Annotated in this window: 14 protein-coding genes; 4 read left to right on the forward strand and 10 right to left on the reverse strand. The window is 45.8% G+C overall.

All coding sequences use genetic code 11. From position 1 onward, the window contains the following. Window positions 1-16: 16 nt before the first annotated feature. Entirely contained in the window at window positions 17-1291 is a 1275-nt protein-coding gene (locus tag ISR87_08335) for a right-handed parallel beta-helix repeat-containing protein (protein ID MBL7025452.1), read from the reverse strand. Window positions 1292-1399: 108 nt separating this feature from the next. Here ISR87_08335 and ISR87_08340 point away from each other — a divergent pair, with 108 nt between their 5' ends. Then, window positions 1400-2188, forward strand: a complete 789-nt coding sequence (locus ISR87_08340) for a phytanoyl-CoA dioxygenase family protein (protein ID MBL7025453.1) — start codon at window positions 1400-1402, stop codon at window positions 2186-2188. Window positions 2189-2259: 71 nt separating this feature from the next. Here ISR87_08340 and ISR87_08345 read toward each other — a convergent pair whose 3' ends face one another. The 7 genes from ISR87_08345 to ISR87_08375 all read right to left on the reverse strand — a co-directional run bounded on the left by ISR87_08345 (window position 2260) and on the right by ISR87_08375 (window position 8381). After that, window positions 2260-3282: a hypothetical protein gene (locus ISR87_08345; protein MBL7025454.1), complete on the reverse strand. Its 1023-nt coding sequence runs from the start codon at window positions 3280-3282 to the stop codon at window positions 2260-2262. A 14-nt stretch (window positions 3283-3296) separates the two neighbouring features. Further along, a complete protein-coding gene (locus tag ISR87_08350) occupies window positions 3297-4070 on the reverse strand; it encodes a hypothetical protein (GenBank protein ID MBL7025455.1) in 774 nt (257 codons plus the stop codon). Window positions 4071-4269: 199 nt separating this feature from the next. After that, window positions 4270-5622 carry a cell envelope integrity protein CreD gene (gene creD / locus ISR87_08355; GenBank protein ID MBL7025456.1) on the reverse strand — a complete coding sequence of 451 codons (1353 nt, stop codon included), beginning with the start codon at window positions 5620-5622 and terminating at the stop codon, window positions 4270-4272. A gap of 90 nt (window positions 5623-5712) precedes the next feature. Beyond that, window positions 5713-6297, reverse strand: coding sequence for a GNAT family N-acetyltransferase (locus ISR87_08360; protein ID MBL7025457.1), 585 nt, complete (start codon window positions 6295-6297; stop codon window positions 5713-5715). 19 nt (window positions 6298-6316) lie between these two features. After that, entirely contained in the window at window positions 6317-7129 is an 813-nt protein-coding gene (locus ISR87_08365; GenBank protein ID MBL7025458.1) for a dioxygenase, read from the reverse strand. 350 nt (window positions 7130-7479) lie between these two features. Next, the gene (locus ISR87_08370) at window positions 7480-7803 is read right to left on the reverse strand and encodes a hypothetical protein (protein ID MBL7025459.1); all 324 of its coding nucleotides are present in this window, start codon (window positions 7801-7803) and stop codon (window positions 7480-7482) included. Between the two features lie 98 nt (window positions 7804-7901). Continuing rightward, on the reverse strand, window positions 7902-8381 hold the full coding sequence (locus ISR87_08375) for a hypothetical protein (GenBank protein MBL7025460.1): 480 nt from the start codon (window positions 8379-8381) through the stop codon (window positions 7902-7904). A 965-nt stretch (window positions 8382-9346) separates the two neighbouring features. Between ISR87_08375 and ISR87_08380 the strand changes: the two genes are divergently transcribed. The 3 genes from ISR87_08380 to ISR87_08390 all read left to right on the forward strand — a co-directional run bounded on the left by ISR87_08380 (window position 9347) and on the right by ISR87_08390 (window position 11594). Next, window positions 9347-10483 carry an NAD-binding protein gene (locus tag ISR87_08380; GenBank protein MBL7025461.1) on the forward strand — a complete coding sequence of 379 codons (1137 nt, stop codon included), beginning with the start codon at window positions 9347-9349 and terminating at the stop codon, window positions 10481-10483. Between the two features lie 24 nt (window positions 10484-10507). Then, window positions 10508-11011, forward strand: coding sequence for a cyclic nucleotide-binding domain-containing protein (locus tag ISR87_08385; protein ID MBL7025462.1), 504 nt, complete (start codon window positions 10508-10510; stop codon window positions 11009-11011). 100 nt (window positions 11012-11111) lie between these two features. After that, a complete protein-coding gene (locus ISR87_08390; GenBank protein MBL7025463.1) occupies window positions 11112-11594 on the forward strand; it encodes a peptidylprolyl isomerase in 483 nt (160 codons plus the stop codon). 368 nt (window positions 11595-11962) lie between these two features. On the opposite strand, the gene ISR87_08395 is transcribed toward ISR87_08390, so the two are convergent. Next, window positions 11963-12568 (reverse strand): thioredoxin family protein, encoded by a 606-nt coding sequence (locus ISR87_08395; protein ID MBL7025464.1) that lies wholly within the window; start codon window positions 12566-12568, stop codon window positions 11963-11965. Window positions 12569-12578: 10 nt separating this feature from the next. Then, on the reverse strand, window positions 12579-13322 hold the full coding sequence (locus tag ISR87_08400; GenBank protein ID MBL7025465.1) for a hypothetical protein: 744 nt from the start codon (window positions 13320-13322) through the stop codon (window positions 12579-12581). Window positions 13323-13504 lie beyond the last annotated feature (182 nt).

Below are 13504 nucleotides of genomic sequence, written 5' to 3' on the forward strand. Positions count from 1 at the left end.
GACCCTTCAAAATCTTCTATTCAACCACAATTTCTATGAGTGCTGTCACATCCCTCACATTGATGTCAAAATCATGATTGATATCTGAGAGATAAAAGGTCACGGGATCAGGAACCCCCATACCCACAATGCCCTCAATGAGCAGTACGACATCAAGAATGTTGACCACTCCATCATCATTGATATCCGGCGGTTCTGGCAATGCTGCCGCATAAATGGGTTCAAAGATAATTTCACCACCACCTTCTTCGTTATCATATAGCGTGGCATCGACTTCAGAAAGATCCAGACCAAGCCAATAATTATTCTGAGCCATAATGGGGGAAGATGTATCATTCCAGATGTGCCAGGTCTGCCCTTCAAAACTGTTGTCATAGAATAAATTGAGACCATCATCACCGGGATAATCATTGACCATATCACCCAGGTTGGGAGAGGCACCCACGATAAGTGAAACCCCATAATAATTACCACCGATAAAATTTCCCATGACAATACCAACGGAAGATGCATAACCAGCGTAGATACCGGCACCGGAATTAAAATTGCCTTCCTGGTAGTTGGCCACGATAACATTATCCAGGATATAGGCCGGGGCGCTCACAACAGTGATCCCGGTATAATTACCCCTGATAAAATTGCCCCTTATTACAGGAGCTGCGACTGAGGTTAAGGTCCAGACGCCCACGCCCTGACCATGATTATTTTCGATAATATTATTCTCAATGACCTGGGGGGAACAGGAGTCGATAAAGAGAGCAGGATGATTGAAATCATTCACAGAATTCCCAATCAATTGGCAGCCAGAAACTTCCACCTCATCTGATTGCAGAATTTTAATACCATAATCACCGCAATTACTAATGTGTGAATTACGAACGTATGAAGAGTCAACATTTGAAAATGAAATGCCCGTCTCTGCGGTATCATCAATTCGACAGCCATGCAGCCGAGCCCTGCCGCTGATTATTTTGATACCTCCATCGAGCTCATTAAAGGCACAGTTATTCATGTCGAGCAAGCCATTGTCACCCCTGACACTGCCGCCATTGTGGAAAAGCACTCCTGTGGCGAACAAGACACCCTGGACCCTGAACTCGAAAGAGGAATCCAGATCAATACCAACCCCGTCATCAATGATCAAGGTGTCCCCAAAAGCAACAATACAATTGGCCGTCAAGCGATAAGGGTTACCCTGCATATCCCAGACACCGCTCACATTCCCACTAACCAGGGTTTGCGACATCAGGTTGCTCAGGAGTAAAAGCAGGAGAAATATTTTATTACGCATTGGTTGATTCCTTCATCGTTGATGGAAGATAAATCAATTCAATTGCTTTTAATCATTCAAATGGATAATAATTTGAGCACGTACAAAAACAGTATCGCGGAGATGGTTATGATTGATATCAGTTCAAAGATGCAAGAGCAATATAGTCGGGATGGGTACATCCGGGTCACCAATGGGGTTGATGCGGCTAGTCTTGGACAACTTGCCGTTGAACTCCGTGACCTCATGGCAAAACTGAACCCCAATTCTGATCCCATTGAAATGCGCTCAACCTATAAACGGGCTTTTACCCAGGTCACCAACCTGTGGCAGAAATCCGAGGCAGTCAAAAAGTTCGTTTTCCGAAAAGACCTGGCTGAAATCGCCGCCAATATCATGGGCATTAAAGGCGTTCGCCTCTATCATGACCAGGCGCTGTTCAAGGAGGCTGGGGGAGGGGCAACACCCTGGCATGTGGATCAGGTTTACTGGCCCCTGGATACGGTAAACACCTGCACCTTCTGGATTCCCCTCCAGAAAACCCCTTTAGAAATGGGCACCCTGTCATTTGCCCAGGGGAGTCATTTGAAAACCGGTGGGAGAGACATGGTCATCAACGATGCCAGTGAGGCCTTCTTTTCTCAATATGTAAAGGACTCTGGTTTTGAGGTCAGTTCTGATGAGTTTGAACTTGGAGATATCAGCATACATGCAGGTTGGACTGTTCATCGTGCCGGTCCGAACCTCACCAGCACACCCAGAGAGGTCATGACCATCATCTATATGGCTGATGACACCTGTTTGTTAAAATCTCCCAGCACAACCCAGTATGTGGACCGGGATGCCTTTACGCCAGATGTTCAACCTAGAGAGCTTATCGCCACGCCCCTTAATCCAGTCCTTTTCAGGAAAAACTAGAGCGCTTCAGTATCCCTGCTTTCAGTTGGAGTCTCAGGTATCTTTTCTGAGGCGGTCGGTGCCTGCAGAGATCAATGATGAAGAGCCATGGCCTGCTCTAGGATCAAATCTCTTCCAAGTTCTATATCAGCCGCTGTCTGGATGACTTGAATGTCAGGGGTTACCCCCAGCCCTTCAATCGGCCGACCATCATAAGCTTCAAAATATTCTGTCCCAATATAGACGCTCTTCCCACTGGGTAATTCATATTCACCAACAGTTTCAATGGTGGCATTTGAAGATGCCACACCGGCGCCACCTGTTGTGTCACCTACCACAGTGACCTGAGGCAATTGTTTCAGTATCTCAGTCGTCCATTCAGGTGCGCTGATGGTCGTACCGTTGATCAAAACCACAACGGGGTTGGTATAGATATGGGGTCCCCGGGGCTGAAATTGAGGCAGCTCGATCAGCTCACCCAAGCGGTAATAGCTGGGCTTATTCATCGGCTGGGACATAAAGCGGGTCACCACAGCTTCAATGTTTTGAAATGATCCTCCAATGCCATCTCTAAGATCAATGATCAGACCATTGGAATCCCTGAAATGCTCCAAAACAGACGGAAATTCATGGAACAGGAAATCTGCTTGAAAACTGGAGAGGTATACATAAGCGATATTGCCAGGTAAGAGCCCATACTCAATAGTCCCACTTTCCGTAACAGTTAGTTCCTCGGTAAAATAGTGTCGGACTGTCAGCGGACTATAGGAATGCACATCCTTGAAATAGCGTTGGGGATAATAGGGGTAAACCTCACCGCCACCGGGTGTCTGATAATAGATATGCGCATCCTTCAACTCAGCCAGAAGATCATTCAGTACGAGCAGGGCTTCGTCTCCACGAGCAGCTTCAAAGTGTTGAAGATAGACCGGATAGAGAGAATCCCAGCCGATCCCCTTGAACTCCAGAAAAGGATATACAGCGTCTACCCGATGCCAGAGGGCTTCGAAGTCTTCCACGTTCAGATTGGAATCGCTGGATTGGACAATCAGGTCCGAGCAGCCTGCGGCCAATAAGACCAGGAGCGCAAAAAATAGTATTCCAAGTCGCTTCATGGTGATCGCGCCGTTCAAATTCCGTAACTGATTGCCAAGATCAAATTGTCGCTTGCAGATATCAACGGTTCCCAAACCGTCATCCGGAGCAGTTCGAATTTATATCCAACCCTGCAGTCCAGATGGTTAGAGAGAGAATACTGCAGGGCAAGATCAAAGCTGGAATAGAGACCTGAGAAAGGGGATATTATTTGAAACGCAGATTGCTCATCCGAATTTTTATCGTTCCGGCCAAAGCCCAGCGACAGAGCACTTATCTCCAGAGCAGAATGCACTGCAATATCTGGTTTCAGTTGAAAATCACCCCTAAGGTTAAAACAGATTGATACTTGGCCGGCAGCGGATTGGGCAAAATCAAACCCTGACACAGACATATTCAAGTCATTGTAGTAGAAATGTAACAGGATTGAGGGACCCCAAAAAACTGACAATCCATTTTGGAAAGAGGGGCTTCTTCTTAAGGGATAAAAAAAACCCTGGTTGAGGGTGAATTGGGTGATCGTAGTACTGATATTATGATTTTTTATGCGGGTCCCATGTCTGAAGCTTGCATAAAGCCGATAGTTGTAAGTGCCATGGTCTCGTGTCCAGCGCAGGGCCTCGTAGGGGAGTGATCCCTCATACTTCTCAGGAGAGATGAATTCATCAATAACCGCGTATTTCCCGATGCCACCCTCAATGTAGAGACGTGAAGGCTGTACCTCGGTTACCATAGTGGCAACTTGCCCATAAAGATTGCTTAGACAGAAGAAGGAAGTGAGTGCAACAAACCAGATTTTCGCCATCATGTTGATCCTCCCGGGAACTTTAGAGTGGAAGTGAAGATTTCCTGTAAAATAAGAAAATTCGTTTGTGCAAAACACTATTGCTTTTGCACCCACTCCAACTCAGCTGGTTGACCGAGATGCCTTTACACCAGATGTACGGCCAGGTGAAAGCATTGACACACCACGAAACCCAGTCCTCTATAGAAAAAGCTAACCCCCCTTAATCTTCACCGTTATCAGCTGGCGTTTCAGGCTGCTTGCCAACAGGTCCAGGCAGTTGCAAGGTGGAGAACCAGTCTATCTTTCGGGTTAGATACATCACCAGGCTCAAGATACTAAATAGTCCAATACTGCCAATCATCAGAGCCAGATCCTGTAACTGTAAGACGATGTACAAATAGGAGTAAAGCAGAACCAGAATTAGAAAAATGATTCCGGTCTGTAGCTTATCCTTCAATACCCCTTTGGTATAACTAGTGATCAAACCGATGGTAGCTATGCTGGAAATGAGATAAGCATATTTGAAAGCCATCTGCTCTGAAAAGGATAGGAGGAGTGTATAAAAAACAAGAAGTGAGAAACCGATGAGCAGATACTGAATGGGATGGATCAGTTTCTTGTTCAGCAATTCAATCATAAAAAATGATAGGAAGGTCAGACCAATGAACATGAAAGCATACTTCGCTGTGCGCATATTTTTCTGATACTCATCCACAGGAACTAAAAGTTTTACCCCGAAGGTTGCTGCACTTGTTTGATTATTGCTGCCCGTCCATTTCTGGGGAAAGTTGCGGTTGAGGTGGAGGATTTTCCAGTCGGCGTCAAACCCCTGATGTGAGGTTTCATGATGGGCCGGCAAAAAGTTTCCCACAAAGCTGGGGTCAGGCCATTTGGAGCTCAGGTTAACCGTGGTTTCTTTTCCCACAGGAGCGAAGAGAAGTGACTCACTCCCATTTAAATTCAGGTCAAAGGTGAAGACCAGCTCTTCATTTGAATTGACAGTATCAAGAGGAATGCTAACACCAGAACTGAGAATATCATCCGTCTCAATGCCGGGTTGCACCTGGATTTTTTGACCATTGACTTCAAAGGTGATCAGGTCGTTGAGCCCTTTCATGTCGGAGATACCCAAAGAGATAAAGGCGTCACTCCAGACAAAATCTTCAGGAGCCACTTTTAGATCCTTTATGGATACTGGCTTAAAAGCGCCTGATACATTAAGCACCGATTTGTAGAGAATGATTTCATAAATACCCCGTTTCCGGACCTCGGGCAAGAGCTCTCCGTTTACCTGAAGTTTTTCGGGCAAAAAATGGGCATATCCAATGGTGGGGACCAGTCTGTTTGAGGCATCCTTTTGATAGTATTTATAAGGAACAGAGAGGATGGGTCCAGTAATGGTTTGTGACTCTCCCCACTTCTGGTTTACCTCAGCTACAGCGCCATCTCTTCGGGCTTGTCTTTCATGAATGAGAGACTGGACCATAAATGAGGGGATAAGCAGGACCAGAACTAAAAAACCAATAATAACCAGACGTGCGCTGATCGATTGTTTTACCCAGTTAGTTTGCATAAAAACCTCCTGTTGAGAAATTGAAGGGTACGATGTGTTAACGTCAAGGATTCTAAGCTTGTTCCTCAGGAGTGGAAATAACAGGAATATCTATAAGGGCTTTGCCTTCAGGATGTCATGTATAATAAGTTTGTATTTGACTTCATCCAGATAACCACCCCTGGCAGTTTTGACCTGTTTCTCTTCAAATACCTGACCCCCAAGTGATTCAGCAATCTTACGACTGGGGATGTTGGCGCGGTCAACAGGATAGATCAGGTAATCCAGGTCAAGATGTTCGCAGGCCCAGAATGCCAGCGCTTGAATTGCTTCTCTGCCGTATTTGTGACCGTGGGCTGATTTTTTAACCCAGATACCCAGTTCTGGTGTCCGATGTCTTCCTTCACCATGCAAACCACAGCAACCTAGAAACTCACGCCCAGCTTTTAATGTGATGGCGAGAACTAGATTCCAACCCCCACGCATGCCCGTCAGAGAATCGTTTATAAATGTCATGGTCTCTTCAATTTTTTCAGCTGGTTTGGGAAGCATATACTGGATGATGTCAGTATTGAATTCTCGAAATATATCTTTGCGGTAGCGATTGAGGCTGGTCGTGAGGAGAAGCCGTGCAGATGGAATCTTTACGCATGTAAAATCCAGGAGTTCTGATGTTTTGAGATCAAAGGGGTGCATGCAATCCTCGGGTTTACCATTAAGTCCAGAGAAACGCCGAAACCTTTTTGCCCATAATGGTTTTGTTAAAAACCAGCTCTGCTGGTGGCGAATCGTAACCAGCAGCACCATAACAGACGTGCAGGGGCAGCAAATGTTCTTCTCGTGGGTGACAATAGCGAGCCTGAGGAGCCTGGGACCAGTTGATCAACTCATGATCCCGTTCATCAGGCGTAAGACCCTCTGAACAACAGGCCTTAACCAGCCAGTCATCAAAAACCTGGTCAGGTCGGTTTTCGTTTATATCTCCAGACATGAGTGCACGCATATTGTGAAAAGACATCCCGGATCCAACAATGAGTACCTTCTTTTCCCTGAGAAAATTGAGTGCCCGTCCCAGGGCTATATGTTGTGCCGGGTCTAGACCTTTAATAAGAGAGATCTGAAAACAGGGAATGTCCGCTTCCGGGAAGATCAGTTTTAGCGGTACAAAAACACCATGGTCAAACCCTCGTTCTCCATCCATTGCGGGTTTGAAACCAGCCTGGTCCAACTCATCCCCAATCTCTTTGGCCAGAGCAGGGTGTCCAGAGGCTGGATAGGTGATCTTGTAGGTCTCTGGAGGAAATCCATAATAGTCATAAAGCATCTCTGGATGCTCAGCGGATTGAATGGTTGGCTGTGATGCTTCCCAGTGAGCGCTGATGATCAGAATGGCCTGGGGTTCACCTAGTTTCCCCCGGATGTTTTGGAGAAAGGTGACCATTTCACGATGTCCAGAATCACCAAGGAGGGGCAGGGGTCCCCCTCCGTGGGGTAAATAGAGTATTGGCGATATTTTATTTTGCTGCATATATAAGTGGGGACTCGCCCATTTCCCTCTAAATAGAGTTGTTAATTAAAACATCAGGTGTCAGAGTAAGAGCGGCCCTTCTTCTCCTTTACTTTGTCTTTTTTAAGTTGTCGTTTTTCCTTAAGCGTATGTGCCGCTTTTTTCTGTTCTTCCTTTTTACCTTTGTCTTTACTGCCTTTGTCACCCATGAAAATTACTCCTTATGAAAAATGGTTCGGAATGAAACCCTTTTAAAGAGAAAAACCAACCAGACTGTCTGGGGCGGTTTCTCAGATACCATTTTGCATCAATGTAAGTTACATGAAAACAATTAACTAGGATTGTATATAGCAGATAAACGATAGGATTGTTTACTCGTTTTTAAAATAATCGGGCAGGATGGGTTTATGCCTGGGCTGGAATAGACTCACTAAGAAGCGCCCGATTATTGCGTATATGACAAACATGGCCAGAGCACCCAGAACAATACCATCTTGTTTGATGGACGTGATGTCGTATTGGTAATGATAAATAGCACCAGCCGCACCGACATTGACCAGAGCATAGAGCAGGTTTCCCAGGGCAGAAAATCCGAATAAGTTTAAAAAGCGGAGCCTGATGATGCCAAAAATCAGGTGAGGCATGGCATTCATCAACAAGAAGCCAGTCAAGAAATCTAATATGTTGAGTTGCATCTTAAAATCTCCGATTTAATGTTTTGTCAATATGATCAACACTCCGCCTGAGTGTTGCCAGGAGTTTAGTACGAGTAATCCCACAATAGGATAAATATTTATGTCTGCAGATCCTTTAACAAGCTGCCAATCACATTCAGGCGCTCGCTGATTATCTCATCGTCCTTTGCCAGCGTTGCTTCAAAAAGATCAAGATCATCCTCAATAAACTCATTGTCCGTGCAAACCTCCACATTCATGGCACCCCCTTGAAGACCAATTCGGTCCAGGGAAGGATAGTTTGGATAATCCTTCTCGTTTTTGTGATAGCGTTCCTTGAATACCTTTTTGGCTTTAATGATGAGGATCGCCAAATCCAGAACGCGATGCAGGGGCAGTTCTTCAGACTGACGGGACCATTTTCCACCGGTATGCCGCCAGACTTTGGCGGAAATATCAACATTTCCCCGCTCATTCCATTGGGCCAGCCCCAGGGATAATCCTTTGGCATCTGAATTGAGCGTCTGGCGTCCATCAATCCGGTCATAGTCTTCGGAAACAATCACAGGTTTATGTTTGAGTTCGCTGGGTATTTTCATTTCAAATTCTCCCTTAAATATTTACTAAATTACTACGTTACTAGATTACTAAATATTTATGGTAAATCAAGGAGTAAATGCCAATTTCATAGTACTGTGCGATTTGAAGAATAAATCTGGTTTTATGGTTCGAAATTATCCCGCCCAGCCCCCCACCGACCAAGCTAAAGGTTTAGCGTAGGCTGAAGAAATAAAGTGACAAAGCAAGCTCACATCCCCCGGGGATGGCAAAGGTTGAAACCTCCTTGATCTCACCCGTTTTTGCTGGAATTCAAGGTTTCGGTGGGATGCTATCTCTCCAGGCTTGGACATGATAACTCAGGGTTGTGTCTCGGGAAATCGTGACCTTATGATGGGATGGCGTTTCTCCATTTAAATCCACCTGCATATTCTCTCAGCTTCCCCGAGTAATCCTGAAAGCAAGCCAGGTTGAATCCAGGACGTTAAAATCTGTGGTCCACAGGCTGTCATTGTGTTGTTTCAATTTTAGACCCTTACCAATCCAAATCCTTTGGCATACACCAGCTCATCTCCGGACACGATGGCAACAGCCAGCCCCGGAATAAATGCTTCGGCTTTCAGTTTCTCAAAGGCAGGGAATAGAAGCACCACTTTGTCAATCGCTCACAAAAGCGGAGCCTTGTCGCAAAAAGAAGGTCTGGACTCAAATACGTATTGAATAACCCATTTGCGCATCTTCCATGCCGAAGCATTAGTGCAGGCTGGAGGGGGCAATACAACGACGCGATCGCCTAAACCAGGTTGGCAATTATCCAAAACCGGTTTGATCTCACTCCGTTCGATTGAAAACCGGTTTGGAATTTCTGAGGCTCACCACTCTCCCCCCCACTAAACCCATTGAACCCATTAAACTCATAAACTCCCCAACTCACAAAACTCAAAACATATTCCTTCAAGATTCCACCTTTTGACTTAGTTTAATGCGAATGAAGATCATCCATAACATGATAGCCTGGCTCAAAAGACTCCGCGAAGAAGGTGTCTTGGACCTACTGGTGATCCTTTGGGTCATACTTTTTGTAGGTGGCATTGCAGTTTTTCTGTTGGATTACACATCAAATGATCGTCAGATCACCAACGTCTTCGATGCCTTTTACTGGGCCTGGGTAACCATGACCACGGTTGGCTTTGGTGACTTGACTCCAGTTACACCGGCAGCCAGAATCGCTGCGTCTATCATGATGTTTTTCTCCATGGCTTTGATCTCATTCTTTACGGCTACCATTTCATCCATCTTTGTAGCCAGGAAAATCAGAGAGGGTAAAGGTTTGGAAAAATTAAATTATAACGACCATTATATCATCTGCGGGTGGAATGATCTGGCAGATGAATTATTGGAAACATTACTCAAGCACAATCAAAAAGACGACACGCCCATTGTGCTCATCAATGAATTGACAGAAGATGAAATCGATACCTGGCGCTCTACCCTGAATGCCAGCCATCTCGGTTTTGTCCGTGGCGATTTTACCCAAGACACGGTGCTTAACAAAGCCAGCGTCTCCAAAGCCAAGGCCGTTCTCATTTTACCAAACCTGATCAAAGCCAGCGAGGCAGAAGCAGATGAAAAAACAGCCCTGGCCACCTATTCCATTAAAGCCCTGGCCCCCAAGACCAAAGTCTATGCCTATATCCTTCATTATGAAAATAAAGCCAAGCTCCGTCGCGCCAAGGCCGATGGTATCATCATTGCTGACGAATTCGGACCCTTCCTGGGAGCCAATCAGTTGTTTAACCCTGGAATTCCAGCCTTCCTTTCTGAAATCTTGAATACAGACCAAAACCGTCTTGAGACCAAGGAAATTCCAGAGCGCATGGTTGGGAAAACCTACGCCGAATTGTTTGCCCAATCCTTTGAAGAGCATAACATGATCCTGCTGGGTGTGTTTCAGGAAGAGGGCAGTGCCGGTATTGGAGATTTTCTCAGTGCCGATTCAGGTGATTATCTCGACCAGTTTATTGCTGCCAAACTCAAGGCGGCCGGACGAGGTGTCACAGATGAACAAAAGATTAAAATGCGCATTAATCCGGAGAAGGACTATATCCTTAAATCCGGCGAGCAGATGATTTTGTTAAAATAAACCTAACCAGAAACCGAGTAGCCTATGCCTCACATACAACATCTCAAGAATTGTCCCTTGTTTAAGGGTGTGACTGAAGAGGAAATTGCAGTTTATCGACCTGCAACCAGGCAGGTTTCCTACAAAGCAGGTGAAGCCATCATGACTGAGGGCAAGCCTGGAGATACCCTGGTCATCCTGATTAAGGGAGAGGTGACCATCAGCAAAAAATTAACCCTGCTCGGCGACGAAGAAACAGACACCAAAGACAAAACCTTTATCACCCTAAATGATGAATCCAGACCCTTCTTTGGGGAAATGGCCATGCTCATGGAAGACTCCATACGCACGGCATCGGTGATAGCGTCTACCGATTGTGAAATAGTGATAATGGAGAAAGACGCTTTTAAAGCAGCCAGTATAAAACATCCATCAGTAGGTTTTCAGGTCATGGAAAATATTGCAAAAAAATTGGCTGCCAATCTGGAACGAGAAAGCAAAAACGTACTAAAATTGACCACAGCCTTTAGTTTAATCCTGGAAGAATAGAATTCGTAAAGCGTAAATAGTCACTGCAGCGAAAGGTGTGAAACAAGGCGATTCGTTCTGTTCGTCTCTTTCGATGTAAAAAAAGAAAGAAAGCATAGATATGAACATTGAAAAAAATAAGGTCGTAAGCATCGATTATACACTGACCAATGACCATGGTGAAGTATTAGACAGCAGCTCTGATCGCGAACCTCTCGCCTATTTACATGGCAATGGCGGACTCATCCCCGGTCTGGAAAAGGAACTTGAGGGCAAGGTCAAAGGCGACAAGCTGGTGGCTATTATTGCCCCTGATCAGGCCTATGGCGTGCGGAGTGAAGAGTTGGTTCAGGAAATCCCCCTGGAAAATTTCCACGATGCAAATGAGGTTAAAGTCGGCGCCCAGTTTCAGGTCCAGAATGGTGAACAGGTTCACATCGCCACCGTGACGACAATTGGTGATAAATCAGCCACCGTCGATATGAATCATCCCCTGGCTGACGAAACCCTGCATTTTGATGTAGAGGTTATGGATGTCCGTGAACCCAGCCAAGAAGAACTGGAACATGGGCATGTCCATGGTGCCGGTGGACATCATCATTAATTATAAATGATGAATGGTGAATGATGAATGAGGGCGGCCAGGTGCTGCCCTTTTTTCATCGCGAGAAAGTCAAAGACCGACGAAGCGATCTGGGCAAGATTCCTGTTCAACCATTTAGAGATTGCCGCGGTCGCTACACTCCCTCGCAATGACCATCATGGGATTATCTCGGCCACCAAGACCCAAATGTCAAATTTCAAGTATCCAATCAACATCACTGTTCATTCGACCAATTCGTGACATTCCTGTCAAAAAAGTAACCCAATGCGACCAGCCTACGCTTCCAGCTACAGCCTGGCAGGCGGGGCTCAGTATGACGCGCGGGAGTGTGTCATCACCCCTCCCAAATTTCAAATTTCCAGTTTCAGTTAATACTTAACCGAACACCCATAAGGTTTCGAAATACTGTTGCTGATGGGCTGACCAGCCAGCGCCTCATCCAGGGCTAAGGAAACAAAATTTTTGGCTCGGGAAATATCCTCGATTTTGGTCGAGCGGATATTATCAATACCACCGGCGTATACCAGTTGACCTTGAGGGTCAATGATGAAAATGTGAGGTGTGGTTCGAGCGCCATACGCTCTTCCAACCTGACCATCGGCATCAATGAGATATGCTGAGAATGCCGCGCCATGATCTTTGGAGCGTCTCAAGATTTCGTCTGCGGAGAAGTTTCCCTGTTTTCCCGACGCTGACGAATTGATGGCCAACCAGACTACATCCTTTCCAGTATACTTCTTTTGCAGGGATTGCATATTGCCGCTGTCATAGTGCTTTTTTACAAAGGGACAGTCATAATTAACCCATTCCAACACCACATACTTCCCGCGGTATTCTTTGAGTTGATGTACCTTGCCATTGGGATCATTTAAAGAAAAGTCAGGGGCTGCATTCCCCACCTGCAGATCCTGGCCAAAACCAGTGATGGCTATTAAAAGAGTGAGTCCTGAAATCATGATATGCTTTAGACGCATGGGTGTCTCCTTATGGTAATTGTTCATGGATAATTGAAGGGGTGGTTATGAGGCCCCCAGGTGAGTCGCTGTTTAGTACAAGCACACCATATAGGACTTCTGGGGTGATGTTCAAATCTTTTTGTAAGGGAATGCGTATCCTGTCCCGGAAAACACCGTGCTGTATTTGAACAGGTGTTCCAGAATCATAAATCATTTCATCAAAAGGGAAAAAATCGGCACTCCGTAGCCGCTTGCTCCAGGGATAACGCTTTAAGGCCAGCTCGATGTGATCTCCCTTGTGAGCAATTCGATCTATTTGCCTCGTAAAGGCTTGTGGAAAACTTAATTCAGCGCGCTCAACCAGACGGGTCCATTCCGCTTTTTCTGATCCCGGAGAATCACTTCCAATCAGAACAAAATGATGCCTTGAAGAGCCCGGCTGGCAAAGATCCTTGCATTCAAGCCAGTTGATATCCACCCTGAAGCTGTTGCTGTCGGCAACTTCATCAGGTGCCTGGATGTTAAAAAGATAGATGGCTTCCTCATCGTGGATGAAAGTAGTGATTCCCGCTTCCACATGTCTTGTCGGTGCAGGCTCACGCTGTCTGATCAGCTGGAAGCGCTCCGGGAGATTCCACTCAAAGGTGGTGGGCATCCCGGCCTCACCAGGATTTTGCCAGTAGGTGTGCCAGTCTGGTTCCATTGAGAATATCACTGCAATTTCAAAGGACTCACCAGGTGAAACTGCCTGAACCAGTGGAATGACTTCCACAGAAACCATGGCCTGGTTTGCAGCTTGTACAAGTGGACTAATCAGGAGAAGAGCGGTTAAGAGTCGAGCAGTAATAGCGGTTTCCTCTTGGATGAATGGTTAATGGTGACAACAAAAGTAACGATAGTTTCTGCCCACTTGTTCCGCAAGCGAAAGTTTATGCCCATGAGAAGCTCGACCAT

Source organism: Candidatus Neomarinimicrobiota bacterium, assembly GCA_016784545.1.
Lineage (GTDB): Bacteria > Fidelibacterota > UBA8477 > UBA8477 > JABMPR01 > JABMPR01.